The organism is Microbacterium luteolum (genome assembly GCF_039533965.1).
Classification (GTDB): Bacteria; Actinomycetota; Actinomycetes; order Actinomycetales; family Microbacteriaceae; genus Microbacterium; species Microbacterium luteolum.
In genome coordinates this window covers 1,555,753-1,572,779 of sequence record NZ_BAAAUN010000001.1, presented here as the reverse complement: position 1 = coordinate 1,572,779, position 17,027 = coordinate 1,555,753, and the positions used below count along the sequence as shown (strand labels likewise).

The following is a 17,027-nucleotide window of genomic DNA, read 5'->3' as shown; positions in this document are numbered from 1 at the left end:
AGTCTGACATCCTGAGGGGATGGACATCGGCGCACTCCTCGGGCTCGAGCAGCTCACCTGGGGGATGCTGATCCTCGTCGTCGTGGCGGCTTTCGCGGCCGGCTGGATCGACGCCGTCGTCGGAGGCGGAGGCCTGCTGCAGCTGCCCGCTCTGCTGCTGATCCCCGGCATCGCGCCGATCCAGGCGCTCGCGACGAACAAGCTCGCATCGGTCTTCGGCACGGCGACCAGCAGTGTCACGTACTATCGGCGGGCGAAACCCGACATCCGCACGGCTCTGCCCATGGCCGGGATCGCGCTCGCCGGATCCTTCGGCGGCGCGGCCGTGGCGACGATCCTGCCGCCGGCTGCCTTCAAGCCCATCATCGTGGTGGCGCTGCTCGCCGTCGCTCTGTTCACCGCGTTCAAGCCGCAGATGGGCGCGGCGACGAAGCTGCGATTCCAGGGGCACAAGCATCACGTCATGGCGGGGCTCGCGGGGCTCGCGATCGGCTTCTACGACGGCATGATCGGCCCGGGAACCGGCACGTTCCTCGTGATCACCCTCGTGGCGCTGCTCGGCTACGACTTCCTGCAGGCGAGCGCCAAAGCCAAGATCGTGAACTTCGCCACGAACGCGGGCGCGCTGCTGCTCTTCATCCCGAACGGATCGGTGCTGTGGCTGCTCGGCGGCATCCTCGCGGTGGCGAATGTGGCAGGCAGCTACCTCGGCTCGCGGATGGCGATCTCACGAGGCACGACGTTCATCCGTGTGGTGTTCCTCGTCGTCGTCATCGGCCTGATCGGCAAGCTCGGCTTCGACGTATGGAACGAGAACATCGCGCCTGCGCTCGCGTCGATCTGACCGTCACCGTATGTTGCTGACCCTGCCCGGGGTTGCTGAGCCTGTCGAAGCACCCGTGACGGGCCCTTCGACAGGCTCAGGGACCCAGGTCCGTCCCCGCGTGGGTCAGGCCTCGTCGTCCTCGGGCTCGAAGTCGACGCCGGCCTCGGCGCGCTGCGCCGGGGTGATCGGCGCAGGAGCGGCGGTCAGCGGGTCGAAGCCGTTGCCGGACTTCGGGAAGGCGATGACCTCGCGGATCGAGTCGGTCTTCGACAGGTGCTGCAGCACGCGGTCCATGCCGAGCGCGATCCCACCGTGCGGTGGGGCGCCGAACTTGAACGCGTCGAGGAGGAATCCGAACTGCTCGTCGGCCTGCTCGTCGCTGATGCCCATGACCTCGAACACGCGCTTCTGCACGTCTTCGCGGTGGATGCGGATCGAGCCTCCGCCGAGCTCCGAGCCGTTGCACACGATGTCGTACGCGTAGGCCAGAGCAGAGCCGGGGTCGATGTCGAACGTGTCGGCGAACTCCGGCTTCGGACCCGTGAATGCGTGGTGCACGGCGGTCCAGGCGCCGGCGCCGACGGCGACGTCGCCCGAGGCGACGGCATCCGCCGCAGGCTCGAACATCGGGGCGTCGACGACCCAGGTGAACGCGAATTCGTCGGGGTTCAGGTAGCCGAGGCGACGGCCGATCTCGACGCGTGCGGCGCCGAGCAGCGCGCGGCTCTCCTTGGTGGAACCAGCGGCGAAGAAGACGCAGTCGCCGGGCTCCGCGCCGACGAAGGCCGCGAGGCCCGCCTGCTCGGTCTCGGACAGGTTCTTCGCGGCGGGGCCGCCGAGCGAGCCGTCCTCGTTGAAGAGCACGTAGGCGAGTCCGCGGGCGCCGCGCTGCTTCGCCCAGTCCTGCCAGGCGTCGAGCTGCTTGCGGGGCTGGCTCGCGCCGCCCGGCATCCGCACCGCTCCGACGTACTCCGCCTGGAAGACGCGGAAGGGCGTCTCCGCGAAGTACTCGGTCGCCTCGACCAGCTCGAGTCCGAAGCGCAGATCGGGCTTGTCGGAGCCGTACTTCGCCATGGCGTCGGCGTAGGTCAGGCGCGGCAGCGGGGTCGAGACCTCGACGCCGATGGTCTTCCACATCGCGACGACGAGCGACTCCATCAGCGCGATGACGTCTTCCTGGTCGACGAAGCTCATCTCGATGTCGAGCTGCGTGAACTCCGGCTGGCGGTCGGCGCGGAAGTCCTCGTCGCGGTAGCAGCGTGCGATCTGGAAGTACTTCTCGACACCGCCGACCATCAGCAGCTGCTTGAACAGCTGCGGCGACTGCGGCAGGGCGTACCAGCTGCCGGGGCTCAGGCGCGCGGGCACCAGGAAGTCGCGGGCGCCCTCGGGCGTCGAACGCGTGAGCGTCGGGGTCTCCACCTCGGTGAAGTCCTCGGCGTGCAGCACGTCGCGGATCGCCTTGTAGACGTTCGAGCGCAGGCGCAGGTTCGACGCCTGAGCCGGGCGGCGCAGGTCGAGGTAGCGGTACTTGAGGCGCGCCTCTTCACCGACCGTCTCGGTGTCGGCGACGGCCGTCGACACCTGGAACGGCAGCGGCGCGGACTCGTTCAGAACCACGACGTCGCTCGCGATGAGCTCGATCTCGCCGGTCGGCAGGTTCGGGTTCGCGTTGCCGTCGGGGCGCCGCGAGACCTCGCCGGTCACCTGCAGCACGAACTCGTTGCGCAGCGGATGGGCGATCTCCTCGTCGCGGATCACGACCTGGGCGATGCCCGACGCATCCCGCAGATCGATGAAGGCGACTCCTCCGTGATCACGACGGCGATCGACCCAACCCGAGAGGGTGACGGTCTGACCGATGTGCTCGGCTCGCAGTGAGCCTGCCGAGTGGGTGCGAAGCACGGAGGATTCCTTCTGATCTGGGAAATGGCGAACCCGCCCAGTCTACGGGCGCGAGAACACGCGACGATGCGGGGTGGGCGTTGCCACCACGACGAGTCGAGCGCAGTCGCTAGACTCACGCCGAAAGCCACGGACGGTACGAGGGACCGTCGGGTGAACAGTGAGGGAGAACCATGGATTCCAACATGCTCAGCGAGCAGGTCTTCAATACGAGCTCGGTCGTCATCTCGGTGATCTACTACCTGATCTACGCGATCACGATGTGGAAGGTCTTCTCGAAGGCGGGATACCCGGGCATCCTCGCGCTGATCCCGATCGTCAACTGGGTGATCCTGGTCAAGATCGCCGGCATGTCGGGCTGGGCGGCTCTGCTCTATCTGATCCCGATCGTCAACATCGTCTTCGCGATCGTCGTCGCCATCAAGGAAGGCAAGAACTTCGGAAAGGGTGGAGTCTTCTCCTTCTTCCTGCTGTGGCTGTTCCCCTTCATCGGCCACCTGATCATCGGCTTCGGCTCGGCCCAGTACAACAAGGTCTGATGCCGGGAGAACGCCTGCATCTCGTCAGACACGGTGAGGTGCACAATCCTCATCGCGTGCTCTACGGGCGGCTGCCGGACTATCACCTGAGTGAAGCCGGCCGGCGGATGGCGAGGGCGGCGGCGGACCATGTCGCCGCCCTCGACCGGCCGATCGCGGCACTGTACTCCTCGCCGCTCGAGCGTGCGCAGGAGTCGGCCGAGCCGTTCGCTGAGCGGTTCGATCTCGTGCCGGAGATCGAGATCCGTCTGATCGAGCCGACGAACGTCTTCGAGGGCACGCAGATGCGACGCTCGCTGATGAACCCGCTCAACTGGTGGCACCTGCGTCAGCCGGCGACCCCCAGCTGGGGCGAGCCGTACGCGTCGATCGCCGAGCGGATGCTGGGCGTCATGGACGAAGCGTGGGATGCCGCCGACGGCGGCGATGTCGTGATGGTGTCGCACCAGGCTCCGATCTGGATCACGCACCTTCGCGTCGCGGGTCTTCCGCTCCGTCATGATCCGCGCACGCGGCGCTGCGCGCTGTCGAGCGTGACCTCGTTCGAGCGGGTCGGCGACGTCTGGCGCGAAGTGGGCTATGCGGAGCCCGCGGCGACCGATGGGGCGGTGGACGTCGGGGCGGTGTGACCCTGCAGCTGACGCCCACCGGATGCCGGGAGCTGTCCACCCCATGCATAGGAACCCGCACGTAAACTGGGAATCGTGCCATCCGCGAATTGGGTCCCCGAGCCCGTCGAAGGTTCGATCCGCAGCGGCCGCCCCTCCCGCACGCGCTTCCCGCGCCGTGCGCTCGGAGTCGCGCTCGCCGCGGTCTTCGCCGTCGGCTTGAGCGCCTGCGCTCCCGATCCGGTCAGCGAATCCTTCCTCAGCGGAGACAACACCGGCTACGTCGCCGCCGACGGTGCGATCGTCGAGATCCCCGAGGCCGAGCGCGGAGAGCCGGTGGACTTCGGCGGCGTCACCGAGACCGGCGACACCTTCGACAGCGCCGACCTCGCGGGCCAGGTCACGGTCGTCAACTTCTGGTACGCGGGGTGCGCACCCTGCCGGGTCGAGGCCGCCGCGCTGGAGAGCGTCTGGCAGGAGCACGAGGGCGACGGCGTCTCGTTCGTGGGCATCAACACCCGCGACCAGGCCGACACCGCCGTCGCGTTCGCCGAGGAGTACGGCATCACCTACCCGAGCCTGATCGACGTCGACACCGCCGAGGCCAAGCTCGCCTTCGCCGAGGTCACCCCGATCGCCGCCACGCCGACGACGCTGGTCCTCGACAAGCAGGGCCGCGTCGCCGCCCGCATCATCGGCCCGATCGACGGCACCTCGATCCTCTCCACGCTCGTCAAGGACGCGCTCGCGGAGACCACGTGACCGCCTCGGGAGCGCTGTGAACACCGAGACGATCATCGGATCCGGCGCCCTCTGGCTCGCGATCCCGGTGGCCATGCTGGCGGGGCTCGTGTCGTTCCTGTCCCCGTGCGTGCTGCCGCTCGTGCCCGGCTATCTCGGATTCCTCGGGGGTGCTGTGGCGCCGCGCGGCGTGACGTCGGAGGGCGCCCTTCGACAGGCTCAGGGGCCCAGTCGTGCGACCGCTGAGGCTCCCACGCGGGGGCGGCTCGTGCTCGGGGTGCTGCTGTTCATCCTCGGGTTCAGCATCGTCTTCATCCTCTACACCGTGCTCGGCGGCACGGCAGGTGTCTTCCTGCTGCGGTGGGGCGACCTGATCACGCGCATCCTCGGCGTGGTCATCATCGCGATGGGGCTGGTGTTCCTCGGACTGTTCGGCTTCGCCCAGCGCGAGTTCCGGTTCCACGTCGACTCGAAGGTCGGCATCGCGGGCGCTCCGCTGCTGGGCATCGCGCTCGGCATCGGCTGGGCTCCCTGCATGGGGCCGACGCTCGCCGCGATCGTCGCACTGTCGTTCAACGCCGGCGACCCCGTGCGGGCGGGCTTCCTCGGACTCGCCTACTCCCTGGGCCTCGGCATCCCGTTCCTGCTCGTGGCTCTCGGCTTCGGCTGGGCGACCAAGGCGATCGGATTCCTGCGCCGGCACATCCGCGTCGTGAACATCATCGGGGGCGTGCTGCTCGTCGTCCTCGGCATCCTGATGGTGACAGGGCTGTGGACCGACATCATGTCGCGGCTGACGGCGGTGATCGGCAGTGTCATCCTCCCGCTCTGAGACCGACGCAACGAAGAACAAGGATGCCGTGAACAGCGACACCACCAGCGATCCGCTCCGCCCGTCCGACCACGTCGACGGCGACGACACGATCACGCAGCCGCGCCTCGGCCTCGTCGGTTGGCTCCGGTGGGGGTGGCGACAGCTCACCTCGATGCGCACCGCGCTGATCCTGCTGCTCGTGCTCGCGATCGCGGCGATCCCCGGCTCGATCTTCCCGCAGCGGATGGCAGACCCGAACGGCGTCACGCAGTGGCAGCGCGACAACCCCGACCTCTTCCCGGTGCTCGACGCGCTGAAGCTGTTCGACGTCTATCTGTCGCCGTGGTTCTCGGCGATCTACCTGCTGCTGTTCGCCTCGCTGGTCGGCTGCGTCATCCCGCGCATCAAACACCATGCGAAGGCGCTGCGCGCCCGTCCGCCGCGCACGCCCGCGCGGCTGCAGCGGCTCGAGGACTACCGCGCAGTGGTGCGGGATCCTTCGGGCCCCGGGATCCAGTCGGATGCCGAGGCCGCGGCGTCCGCGTCGATCGATGTCGCGACGAAGCAGCTGAAGGCCCTCGGCTACCGCGTCGAGCGCTACGACCGCGGCCGCACCTTCTCCGTGTCGGCCGAACGCGGCTACTGGCGCGAGACGGGCAACCTGCTCTTCCACCTGGCGCTCGTCGGCGTGCTGGTCACCGTCGGCATCGGCGGCGGGTTCTCGTACACGGGACAGCGCGTGCTCGTCGAGGGCGAGACGTTCGCGAACACGCTGGTCGACTACGACTCGATGAACCGCGGGCGCTTCGTGGGCGACGACGCGCTCGCGCCGTACTCGATGCGGCTCGACTCGTTCGATGTGTCCTACCAGCCGTTCGGCGAGCCCGGCTCCGGTCAGGCGGGCGACTTCTCCGCGAACATGACCGTGCAGGAGAAGGGCGATGAGCGCACCGGCGCCGTGAAGGTCAACGAACCCCTCGCGGTGGCCGACGACGACGTCTTCCTGCTCGGCAACGGTTACGCCCCGACCGTCACGGTGCGCGACCCCGACGGCGAGGTCGTCTTCACGAACAGCACGCCGTTCCTCCCGCAGGACAACAACATGACGTCGCTCGGCGTCCTCAAGATCCCGGACGGGCTCGCGGAGCAGGTCGGCCTGGTCGGCTTCTTCTATCCGACGACGGGCATCCTCGAGAGCGGTGCGTTCTTCTCCGCCTACGGCGACCTGACCAACCCGACGCTCACCCTCGACGTCTACACCGGCGACCTGGGCATCAACGACGGCGTCCCTCGCTCGGTCTACGTGCTCGACACCACCGGGATGACCAAGCTGACCGGACGCACCACCGACGTCGAGTCGATCGAGCTCACGCCGGGCGAGACGGCCGAGCTCCCGAACGGCCTCGGCAGCGTCACGTTCGACGACGAGTCGCCGGCGGGGGCCACCGACGCCTCCGAGTCCGTGAAGCGGTTCGCGTCGCTGCAGATCCACCGCGACGACTCCGGCCCCTGGGTGCTCGGCTTCGCGCTGCTCGCCCTCGCGGGCCTCATGATCGCCCTCTTCGTCCCCCGACGCCGTGTCTGGGTCAAAGCCACGGCCGACGGCGGCGCCGTGAACCTCGAGTACGCCGCGCTCGCCCGGGGCGAGGACCCGACCCTCGCCGGCGCCGTCGACGACCTCGTCGCCGGTCACGCGCGTCTGCTCGACGCGGCGGGCGGCACGATCGCCCGCGAATCCCAGGACGACGCCGATCCGTCCACGGAGCAGCAGCCCCCGGCATCCGATTCCCCGAAAGTAGACTGACACCATGCTCGAGCTCAACGAGATCTCGCCGATCCTGCTCTGGACGGCGATCGCGATCTACGCGGCCGCCTTCGTGGCGTTCGCCTTCGATCTCGCGCGCCGGTCCGAGGTCTCGGCGGATGCGCAGACCGTCCGCGAGTCCGTACTCGTCGGCGCCGGCAGGGGAGCGGCCGTCGCGGCATCCGGTGCGGCATCCGGGGCAGACGCCAAGCCGCAGCGGTTCGTGATGGCGCGGATCGGCACCTCGCTCACCGTGCTCGCCTTCGCCTTCCATCTCGGGGCGACCCTGACCCGCGGCATCGCGGCCGGACGCGTGCCGTGGGCGAACCTCTACGAGTTCGCGATGATCGGCACGCTGCTGATCGTCGCGGTCTTCCTCGTGGTGCTGACGCGCATCGATCTGCGCTTCCTCGGCACGTTCATCACGGGTCTGGTCGTGGTGCTGCTCGGGCTCGCGGCGACGAATTTCTACGTCGAGATCTCGCCACTCATGGACCCGCTGAAGAGCGTCTGGCTCGTCATCCACGTGTTCGTGGCGTCGCTCGCGACCGCGTTCTTCGCCCTCGCATTCGCCCTCTCGGTCATCCAGCTCATGCAGTCGCGACGGGAGCGCCTCGTCTCGGAGGGCGCCGAGAAGACCGGCCCCGGCTTCCTCCGCACGTTCCCTTCCGCCGAGCGGCTCGAGAGCATGGCCTACCGCTTCACGATCATCGGGTTCATCCTCTGGACCTTCACCCTGATCGCGGGGTCGATCTGGGCGTACTACGCGTGGAGCCGCTTCTGGGGCTTCGACGTGAAGGAGACCTGGACCTTCGTGATCTGGGTCATCTACGCCGGATACATCCACGCGCGTGCGACCCGCGGGTGGCGCGGCAACCCCTCGGCATGGCTCGCCATCGTCGGATTCTCGGCCGTGATCTTCAACTTCACGATCGTCAACGTGTTCTTCAAGGGGCTGCACGCGTACTCGGGCCTGAGCTGAGTCCGGTTCCATTCGGCTTGCGCTCGCTCTCGGAAACGCAGAGCGGATGCCGTCGCCTCGGCGCGCCGAACGGGGACACGCCCAGTCGTCCGCGAACGGTCCGGGTTTTCCAAGCCTCAGCGGCCGAGGGGGATGAGCTCCGCGTGCTCGGTGCCGTCCTGGTACCAGACCAGTTCCGCCTCGACGATCGTCTCGGTGGGCTTGCGTCCGAGCTCGCTCACCGACGCCTCACGGAAGTCCTCCCACACCGCGGGCTCGAGTGACCGGCCGTAGACGACGGAGAGGTGGAACGTCCAGTCGTCGACGCTGAGCTCGTCGAGTCGCTGGAAGTCCGTGTGCTCCAGAGCCGCGCTCAGGCTCGCATAGGCCGAGACGAGCGAAGCGGTGCGGGCGAGGCGCACGATCAGGACCTGCCAGGGTGCGGGGAAGGCATCGACGGCCTCGGCCGTCACCTCGATCGGATGCTGGTCCGCCGCCCACCGGCGGATCAGAGCCGCCAGTTCCGCCCGGCGATCGGGTTCGGCGAACGCCCGCAGAGTGGCGTGCTCGGTACGCGGATGCCGGATGTCTCCGCCGAAGCGCGCGAGCGCGGCATCCTGCACCTCTCGGAAGAGCGAGGCGACGCCGATCGTCGGACGCAGCACGAGATACTGCTGCCCCTCCAGCGAGGCGAGCTGATCGGGTGTGTCCATGAACGGTCGGCGCATGACGCGAGCTTAGGCCGCGCGCGTGCGATCCCGGGCACGGCTTCGGAGTTGTGGCCCGACTCGCCGTGATCGAAGGGCGATCCTCGGCGAGTCGAGGCCGATCTCCGAAGCTGTGCGGTGCTCGGAGGGGCGTGCGCGCCTAGGCGGTGGCGAGGACCGCCTTCGCCGAGGTCGTGCGGCGCAGGGTCACCGCGAGCGTGGTCGCGACGAGCGACAGCACACCCCAGACGACCAGCGCCGCGATGGCGGATCCGTTCCCTGCGATCAGGCCCGCGAACGCCGGAGCGGTCGGCAGTGCGGCGCCGAGACCGGCGAGCCAGTCGGGCACGGTGGAGATGAGTCCCGTCGCGACCGCGAGGACGCCGACGAGGGCAGCGATCCAGCGCCCGGTCCCGCCGAACAGGGCGACGAGCGCCTGGTTCACGGCGGCGAACACGATGCCGGCGAGCACCGCCGTGCCGGCGAAGGCCCACCAGGCGGCGGCGTCGTAGCCGGCGATGATCTGCACGACCAGCGAGACCAGCAGTCCCTGTGCCGCGCCGATCAGCGCTGCCGGGGCGAACGCGCGCAGCGTCAGGGCGGCGGACGGACGCCGTGAGGTCAGGGTGCGGGCGGTGTGCGCGCGCATCACGAGGAAGGACGCGAAGCCGCCGAACCACAGCACCACGGCAGCGAGCAGCGGGATCGCGGTCGGGCCGAAGATCGTGTTCATCGAGGAGTTCGTCGACACCGGGTCGGCGATCACCGAGGCGAGCGACGTCGATTCCTCATCGCTGAACGAGGGGAGGGAATCGGCTGCCGTGCGCAGACCGCCGGCGAGGTCGCCTGTGCCCGTCGCGAGGGTGTCGAGGCCGGTGGCGAGTTCGGTCGTGCCGGTGGCGAGCTCGGTCGCGCCGCCCGAGAGCTGCGTCGCACCGGAGGACAGCGAGCGCGCGCCGGCCGCGGACTGGTCGATGCCCTCGCCGGCGAGCTGGTTCAACCCGCCCGCGAGCTGTGAGGCACCGGCGCCGGCCTCGCGCAGCTGCGCGGCCAGGGTGGCCGGAGCCTGCGCGGCCACGGCGCTGATCCCGGCCGACGTGCCCTCGGCGCCGCCGGCGAGCTCGTCGAGCGTGTCGCAGTACTTCTGCGTCGAGACGAGCGGGTCGCAGGCCGTCGCGAGCGCTCGGATTCCGGTGGCGACGTTCCCCGCACCGGCCGTCAGGTCGGCGGGGATGATGCCGTTCTGCTCCAGGGCGGCAGCGCCGCTCGTCAGCCCGGCGCCGATCTGCCCGGCGCCGGCGGCGGCTTCGCGCGTCTTGCCCGCGATGGTGTCGAGTCCGGAGGCCAACGACGACGCGCCGGTGGCGAGCTGGTCCGCGCCGGAGGCGAGCTGCGTGGCGCCGTCGGGGATGGCGGCCGCGCCGTCTGCGGCAGACCGGGCACCCGTGGCGAGCTCGACGGCGCCGTCTGCCGCCTCGCCGATCTGGTCGCCGATCGTGGTGAAGCCGACGAGGATGTTGTCCGTCGTCGCCTCGGTGAGCATCGTGCCCATGGTCGACGCGGCGACGTTCGCGATCTGACCCGTGATGAGGTCGTCGGCGACGAGTCCGTCGTCGGGGGTGGTCACGGTGATGGTGGCCTTCTCCGCGTCGCCCCCGCCGGCGGCGACCGCCTGGCCGGCCGAGGTCGCCGCGGCCGAGAACTCCTCGGGGATGGTGATGACGGCCTGGTAGGTGCCGTCGGCCAGCCCTTCCTTCGCGTCGTCCTCGTTCGAGATCACCCAGGTGAGGTTGGAGTCCAGCTCGTCCGAGCCCTCGACGAGTCCCGAGGCCAGCTGGCGCCCGAGAGGGGTGACCTGGTCGTCGATCGTGACCGGCTCATCGAGGTTCACGATCGCGGCCGTCATGGAGTCGAGGCGCTCGGTCGGATTCTGCAGCGCCGCGACGAGGATGCCGCCGACGGCCGCCGGCAGCAGCAGGACGCCGAGGATGGTCAACCAGGTGACCGGCTTGCGGGAGCGGGCGCGCTCGATGGGGAGTGTCATGCGGTCACCTCGGTGGATTCTGCGGCGATTCGGCGCGGAGCGCGCGTGTCGAGAGTCTCGGCGGCGGGCCATCCGGCCTCGGCGAGAGTGGTGCGAGCCGATGCGGCATCGGCTGCGGTGGCGAAGACGGCGAGCGGGCGGGAGGCCGCGGCATCCCGCAGCATCGCCTCCGCCTGGTCGCGCTGACCGCCGCTCAGACGGTCGAGTCCGTCGATCACGACGACCGCGGAGGTGCCCCGCAGGGCTTCGGCGAGATCGGCGAGCGCGGCATCCGCATCGTCGACGAGCACGCATCCGACGTGCGAGCGCACCCAGGCCGCGCGGCCGGGGAGGAGGTGGCCGGCGACCCGGAGTCGCCCGTCGCTCGGAGCGATGCGGCCGGCGATCGTGAGCGCCAGTGCGCGGCGGGTGCGCGCGTCGCTTCCGGTCGCGATCACGGCGCCGCCCTCGAGGATGCGCACGGACAGGCCTTCGACGACCGGCGCGTCCGCGCTGATCACCAGGTCGTCCGCTGCCACGACGGAGCCGTCGCCGGGCCACTCGGCCAGGTGGCGCTCCCGCTCGACGGCTTCACCCTCGATGTCGACGCGGGGGAGGATCTTCTCCAGCCACGACGGGATCTCCCAGGCGCGCTCGCCGAGGATGGCCATCAGCGCGGGGATCAGGGTCATGCGCACGAGGAAGGCGTCGATCGCGATGCCGGCGGCGAGACCGAGGGCGATGGGCTTGAGCGAGGAGTCGCCCTCGGGGACGAACGCCACGAAGACCGCGAACATGATGAGCCCTGCGGCCGTGACGACCTTCGCCGACCCGGTGAATCCGCTGCGCACCGCGCGGAGTGCGGCGGCTCGACGGGTCGCGCGGTCGGGGCTTTTTGAGGCGGGATCGTGGACGAAATCCTCGCGCATGCGGGAGACGAGGAACACCTGGTAGTCCATCGCCAGGCCGAACAGCACGCCCATCAGGATGATCGGCATGAAGCTGATGATGGGGCCGACCTTGGCGACGTGCAGGGCGTCGGCGAACCAGCCCCACTCGAAGACCGCGCCGACGACGCCGAATGCGGCGACGATCGAGAGGAGGTAGCCGAGTGCGGCCGTGATCGGCACCCAGAGCGAGCGGAACACGATCGTGAGCAGGATCAGCGAGAGCCCGATCACGAAGATGCCGAACGGCAGGAGCGCGTTGCCGAGCTGATCGGAGATGTCGATGCCGACGGCCGTGAAGCCGGTGACCTTCAGATCGATGCCGAACTCGTCGAGCCACTCGTCGTGGTGCGACCGGAGCTCGCGGACGAGATCCGCGGTCGCGGGGTCGTCGGGTGCGGTCTCGGGGATGATCTGCACGATGCCCGTGTCGGCGGTCTCATTGGGAGTCGCGAGGGCGACCTCCTTCACGCCGGGGATGTCGGCGACGGCGTCTCCGAGATCCTCCATGAGCGTGAGCGGATCGGTGGAGGTGACGATGGTCCCGGTGAGGATCAGGGGGCCGTTGAATCCGGGCCCGAACTCCTCGCCGACGAGATCGTAGCTCTGGCGCGCTTCCGAACTCGCGGGAAGCACGCCGGCGTTGGGCAGCGCGAGGTTCAGGCTCAGCGCGGGAACCGCGACGACCCCGAGGCCGATCACCACGGCGGCGGAGACCAGGATCGGATGCTTGGTGACGCCGCCGACCCAGCGGTCGCTGAACCTGCGACGCGGTGCGGCGACCTTCTGGCCCTTCTTGGGCTTGGGTTCGCGACGCGGGCGGCCGACGACCTTGCCCTTCATGAAGCCGAGCAGCGCGGGCGTGAGGGTCACAGCGATCGCGACCGCGATGGCGACGGCGACGGATGCCGCGATGCCCATCGTGGTGAGGAACGGGATGCCGGCGAAGCCGAGGCCGATCAGGGCGATGAGCACAGTGACGCCCGCGAACACGACGGCGGATCCGGCCGTGCCGACGGCTCGGGCCGCGGATTCCTCGGGGTCGACTCCTTCCCGCACCTGGTCCTGATGCCGGGCCATGATGAACAGCGCATAGTCGATGCCGACCGCCAGGCCGAGCATGAGCGCGAGGAGAGGGGTGGTGGAGGAGACGGTGGCGAACGCGGTCGCCGCGAAGATGCCGGCCATCGAGATGCCGACGCCGAGGACCGCGGTGAGGAGGGGGAGGCCGGCGACGACGAAGGAGCGGAACGTCACGATCAGCACGAGCAGGGCGATCAGCAGTCCGACCGCCTCGGTGAGCGTCAGGCCGGGGATCGATGTGGCGAAGAGGTCGCCGCCGAGCGCGGTCTGTGCACCGTCGGGGAGCTCGGCGCCGAGATCGTCGGACACGGAACGCAGCGCATCCTTCGTCTCATCGGAGACGTCGGTCGACTCGCCGTCGAACTGCAGCCGTACGATCGCCGCCGTCTCGTCGTCGTTGATCATGCCGCTGACCATCTCGTCATACGGCGAGTTCGCGGCGAGCACCCCGTCGAGGTCCTCCAGTTCGCCGATCGACTGCTCGATCTCGTCGCGATAGTCGTCGTCAGTGACCTTGTCGCCGTCGGCGGCGACGACGATGATCTGCGCGCTGGTGCCGCTCACCTGGGGGAACGAGCGCGAGAGCTGCTCGAGTCCCGCCTGCGACTCGGTGCCGGGGATCGAGAACGAGTTGTCCGTCCCTGCGCCGAGGACGAGGGCGCCCGCCCCGGCGATGCCGAGCGCGAGGAGCCAGGAGACGAGGACCCGCCACGGGTGCCGGTAGGACCAGCGGCCGAGCGAGGACAGGAGAGTGGACACGCGTTCCTCCGAGAGATGCCGATTGGATACACAGGTGTATTCAATACATAGATGTATCGTAAAGTGAACCGCCCGCCAGAGTCTGTGTGCGGGGTGTGAATCATGCGAGAGTGAAGGGTCAGGAGGTTTCGATGACGACACCCGCAACCCGCAGTCGGGAGAACACGCGAGCCCGGCTCCTCGAGGCGGCGGCACAGGTCTTCGCCGAGGTCGGACTCGACGGCGCTTCTGTCGAAGCCGTGTGCGAGCGCGCCGGCTTCACCCGCGGAGCGTTCTACTCGAACTTCGAATCGAAGGACGAGCTGTTCCTGATGCTCACGGCCAGCGTCGCCGAGGTGCACGTCAGCGCCGTGCGCACGAGGGTCGAGGAGATGACCGCCGAGGGCGCGCTCGCCGAAGGCTGCGATCCCATCGATCTCGTGCAGCAGGTGATGGAACTCGGGGGCGATGATCGCCTCGGAGTGATGCTGATGAGCGAGATCCGCATCCGCGCCCTGCGCGACGAGCAGTTCGGCATCGCCTACCTGGCGCAGGAGCGCGAGATGGTCGCGAGCATCGCGCAGATCGTCGAGGACATCGTCGCGGCGGGGCGGCTGAAGCTGCGGCTGCCGGCCGACGTCGCTGCCCGCATGCTCATGATCGTCTGGGAGGGGATGACCGTTCGCGGAGCCATGGCCGGTCAGGATGACGAGCGACTGCGTCACTCCGGCAGCGAAGAGCTCGGCCGCCTGGTCCAGCTGCTCGTCGTGGACGAGCGCCGCATCGACTGAGTCGGCTCAGGCCGAGGCGAGCAGCTCGTGGCAGCGGCCGAGTCGCTGCAGCCACCAGTCGCGCCGTTCGTCGGAGGCGGCGAGGCGAGCGAGCGCTCCGTCGTCGGGTGCGACCCTGCCGACGGCGATCGAGCCGTCCACCGGGCGCAGTTCCGCGACGTCGTCGAGGAAGAGCGAGGCGGTGCCGAGGCCGCAGTCGTAGTCCAGGTTCGGGAGAGCGGCGGCGAGCGCCGCGCCCTGGGACAGACCGATCGCGGTGTCGAGAGCGCTCGAGACGACGGCCGGGAGCCCGGCGGCCGTGACGATCTGCAGAGCGTGGGTGACGCCGCCCAGCGGCTGGGCTTTGATCACGAGTACGTCGGCAGCGCGGGCGCGGGCCACGGCGAGGGGATCGGACGACTTGCGCACGCTCTCGTCCGCGGCGACCGGGATGCCCATGTACTTCACTCGCCGGCGCAGGTCGGCCAGTTCCGGCACCGACGCGCACGGCTGCTCCACGTACTCGAGGTCGAACTCGTTCAAGGCGTGGACGGCGTGTTCGGCCTCGTCGACGTTCCACATGCCGTTCGCGTCGACGCGGATGCGGCCCTCCGGTCCCATGGCCTCGCGCACGGCACGCACGCGGGCGATGTCGTCCGAGAGCGTCTGTCCCGGCTCGGCGACCTTCACCTTGGCGGTCCGGCATCCGGAGAAGCGGGCGAGCACCTCGGCGACGCGCTCCGCCGGGATCGCGGGGATCGTCGCGTTCACGGGGATCCGATCGCGCAGCGGCGCGGGCTGCGGCTGCCAGCCGAAGTCGATGGCGCCGGCGAGCCAGGTCGCGGCCTCGGCGTCCTCGTACTCCACGAAGGGGGAGAACTCCGCCCACCCTTCCGGCCCCTCGAAGAGCAGGGCCTCGCGCGTGTCGACGCCGCGGAAGCGGGTGTGCATCGGGAGCGCGACGACGCGGGCGGAGGCGAGGAGGTCTGCGAGCGGGGGGAGCATGTCCCCATTGTGCCCCGCGGGTCTGCTTCTGCCGCTCCCGTGGCAGGTGTGGCGGGTTGAAGGACGTTGCACCCGCCACGTTCGCCACGGGAACGACGCGCAGCAATGTGTGATTGACAATGGTGTGTGACGCACAGTAACGTGTGATTCATGAACGAGACGCTCGACACACACCTGCAGGAGTTGCGACGCGGCACCATCGTGCTCGCCTGCCTGCAGCTGCTGCGGTCGGCGGGCTACGGCTACGGGCTTCTCGAGGAGCTCGAGCGCCGCGGCTTCGCCACCGACGCGAACACGCTGTATCCGCTGCTCCGCCGACTGGAGAAGCAGGAGTACCTCACGAGCGAGTGGAACACCGACGAGGCCCGGCCCCGCAAGTTCTACCGCACCTCGGAGGCCGGCATCCGCCTGGCCGACACCCTCACCGACGAATGGCGATCCCTCACGACGGCGATCGCATCCCTCACCTCAGAGGAGAACTGACATGCCTACGAAGACCACCCTCACGGAGCGGTACATCACCGCAACGATCCGCAGCCTCCCCGCGACGGCACAGGCCGATGTGCGCGCCGAGCTCGAGGGGTCGATCGCCGATGCGGTCGAGGCTCGCGTCGAGCAGGGCGAGCCTCGGGAGACCGCGGAGCGCGCTGTGCTCACCGAGCTGGGCGACCCCGGCGTCCTCGCGGCCGGCTACGCCGATCGCCCGCTGCACCTGATCGGGCCGCGCTACTTCCTGGTCTGGTGGCGGCTGCTGAAGCTGCTCCTCTGGATCGTGCCGGCCTGCGCCGCGTTCGGCGTCACGATCGCGAAGATCCTCGAGTTCGCCACGATCGGCGAGACCATCGGCGCGGTGGTCGTCGTCATCATCCAGGTGATCGTCAACGTGGGCTTCTGGACCACGCTCGTCTTCGCCATCCTGGAGCGGACCGTGCCGGTACCGGAGACCGGATGGGCCGTCGACCAACTACCGGAGATCTACGACACCCGCGCCGGATTCTCGGAGATGATCGGCTCGATCATCTTCCTCGTCCTCGCCGGCGCCGCGATCCTGTGGGATGCGCTGCGCGGCTTCGTCCGCACCGACGGCGACGCACTGCCCATCCTGAACCCGGAGCTCTGGCCCTGGTGGATGACGGCGCTGCTCGTCTTGATGGCGGCCGAGCTGCTGCTCGCGATCGGCGTCTACCGCGCCGGACGCTGGAACACCGGGTTCGCGGTGACCAACACCGTGCTGGCGATCGCCTTCGCCATTCCCGCGCTGTACCTGCTCGCCAGCGGTCAGCTCGTCAACCCCGAGTTCCTCGACTACCTGTCGACGAACCATGCCGACGACCTCGCGAACGCGAACGCCGGTGCTGCCGAGCAGGGCGGGGTGCTCCGCGTGGTCAGCGTCGTCCTCGGGGTCGTGACGATCGGCATCGTCGTATGGGACATCATCGACGGGTGGCTGAAGACCTTCCGCGCTCGCCGGAGCTGACAGCATCCGCGCACGGAACGCCGCCTTCCTCGGGAAGGCGGCGTTCCGTCGTTCTCCGGGAGGCGGGGAATAGGCTGGA

15 protein-coding genes are annotated in these 17,027 nt (G+C 69.3%); 10 read left to right on the top strand and 5 right to left on the bottom strand.

Annotation, left to right across the window (positions count from 1 at the left end):
- Nucleotides 1-19 precede the first annotated feature (19 nt).
- The gene (locus ABD648_RS07615; protein WP_282214363.1) at nucleotides 20-844 is read left to right on the top strand and encodes a sulfite exporter TauE/SafE family protein; all 825 of its coding nucleotides are present in this window, start codon (nucleotides 20-22) and stop codon (nucleotides 842-844) included.
- A 105-nt stretch (nucleotides 845-949) separates the two neighbouring features.
- Here ABD648_RS07615 and aspS read toward each other — a convergent pair whose 3' ends face one another.
- Complete coding sequence (gene aspS, locus ABD648_RS07610; protein WP_282214362.1) at nucleotides 950-2,731, bottom strand: aspartate--tRNA ligase; 1,782 nt, start codon at nucleotides 2,729-2,731, stop codon at nucleotides 950-952.
- 173 nt (nucleotides 2,732-2,904) lie between these two features.
- Between aspS and ABD648_RS07605 the strand changes: the two genes are divergently transcribed.
- The 6 genes from ABD648_RS07605 (at nucleotide 2,905) to ccsB (ending at nucleotide 8,219) form a co-directional block, all read left to right on the top strand.
- The gene (locus tag ABD648_RS07605) at nucleotides 2,905-3,270 is read left to right on the top strand and encodes a DUF5684 domain-containing protein (protein WP_282214361.1); all 366 of its coding nucleotides are present in this window, start codon (nucleotides 2,905-2,907) and stop codon (nucleotides 3,268-3,270) included.
- Nucleotides 3,270-3,899: a histidine phosphatase family protein gene (locus ABD648_RS07600; protein ID WP_282214360.1), complete on the top strand. Its 630-nt coding sequence runs from the start codon at nucleotides 3,270-3,272 to the stop codon at nucleotides 3,897-3,899. The genes ABD648_RS07605 and ABD648_RS07600 overlap by 1 nt, the downstream gene beginning before the upstream one ends.
- Before the next feature lie 75 nt (nucleotides 3,900-3,974).
- Nucleotides 3,975-4,640, top strand: a complete 666-nt coding sequence (locus ABD648_RS07595) for a TlpA family protein disulfide reductase (protein WP_282214359.1) — start codon at nucleotides 3,975-3,977, stop codon at nucleotides 4,638-4,640.
- 16 nt (nucleotides 4,641-4,656) lie between these two features.
- Entirely contained in the window at nucleotides 4,657-5,451 is a 795-nt protein-coding gene (locus ABD648_RS07590; RefSeq protein WP_282214358.1) for a cytochrome c biogenesis CcdA family protein, read from the top strand.
- 28 nt (nucleotides 5,452-5,479) lie between these two features.
- A complete protein-coding gene (gene resB, locus ABD648_RS07585) occupies nucleotides 5,480-7,237 on the top strand; it encodes a cytochrome c biogenesis protein ResB (protein ID WP_282214357.1) in 1,758 nt (585 codons plus the stop codon).
- 4 nt (nucleotides 7,238-7,241) lie between these two features.
- Nucleotides 7,242-8,219, top strand: a complete 978-nt coding sequence (gene ccsB, locus ABD648_RS07580; RefSeq protein WP_282214356.1) for a c-type cytochrome biogenesis protein CcsB — start codon at nucleotides 7,242-7,244, stop codon at nucleotides 8,217-8,219.
- 116 nt (nucleotides 8,220-8,335) lie between these two features.
- Here the strand turns inward: ccsB and ABD648_RS07575 are convergent, their stop codons facing one another.
- From ABD648_RS07575 to ABD648_RS07565, 3 genes are all read right to left on the bottom strand, one after another.
- Nucleotides 8,336-8,926: a 2'-5' RNA ligase family protein gene (locus ABD648_RS07575; protein WP_282214355.1), complete on the bottom strand. Its 591-nt coding sequence runs from the start codon at nucleotides 8,924-8,926 to the stop codon at nucleotides 8,336-8,338.
- Between the two features lie 139 nt (nucleotides 8,927-9,065).
- Nucleotides 9,066-10,949, bottom strand: coding sequence for a YhgE/Pip domain-containing protein (locus tag ABD648_RS07570; protein ID WP_282214354.1), 1,884 nt, complete (start codon nucleotides 10,947-10,949; stop codon nucleotides 9,066-9,068).
- Nucleotides 10,946-13,717, bottom strand: coding sequence for an MMPL family transporter (locus ABD648_RS07565; RefSeq protein ID WP_282214353.1), 2,772 nt, complete (start codon nucleotides 13,715-13,717; stop codon nucleotides 10,946-10,948). The genes ABD648_RS07570 and ABD648_RS07565 overlap by 4 nt, the downstream gene beginning before the upstream one ends.
- A gap of 131 nt (nucleotides 13,718-13,848) precedes the next feature.
- Here ABD648_RS07565 and ABD648_RS07560 point away from each other — a divergent pair, with 131 nt between their 5' ends.
- Entirely contained in the window at nucleotides 13,849-14,487 is a 639-nt protein-coding gene (locus tag ABD648_RS07560; RefSeq protein WP_282214352.1) for a TetR/AcrR family transcriptional regulator, read from the top strand.
- A 6-nt stretch (nucleotides 14,488-14,493) separates the two neighbouring features.
- Here the strand turns inward: ABD648_RS07560 and ABD648_RS07555 are convergent, their stop codons facing one another.
- Complete coding sequence (locus ABD648_RS07555; protein WP_282214351.1) at nucleotides 14,494-15,471, bottom strand: o-succinylbenzoate synthase; 978 nt, start codon at nucleotides 15,469-15,471, stop codon at nucleotides 14,494-14,496.
- A 150-nt stretch (nucleotides 15,472-15,621) separates the two neighbouring features.
- Between ABD648_RS07555 and ABD648_RS07550 the strand changes: the two genes are divergently transcribed.
- Both ABD648_RS07550 and ABD648_RS07545 read left to right on the top strand, forming a co-directional pair.
- On the top strand, nucleotides 15,622-15,954 hold the full coding sequence (locus ABD648_RS07550; RefSeq protein ID WP_282214350.1) for a PadR family transcriptional regulator: 333 nt from the start codon (nucleotides 15,622-15,624) through the stop codon (nucleotides 15,952-15,954).
- Nucleotide 15,955: 1 nt separating this feature from the next.
- Nucleotides 15,956-16,948, top strand: coding sequence for a permease prefix domain 1-containing protein (locus tag ABD648_RS07545; protein WP_282214349.1), 993 nt, complete (start codon nucleotides 15,956-15,958; stop codon nucleotides 16,946-16,948).
- Nucleotides 16,949-17,027 lie beyond the last annotated feature (79 nt).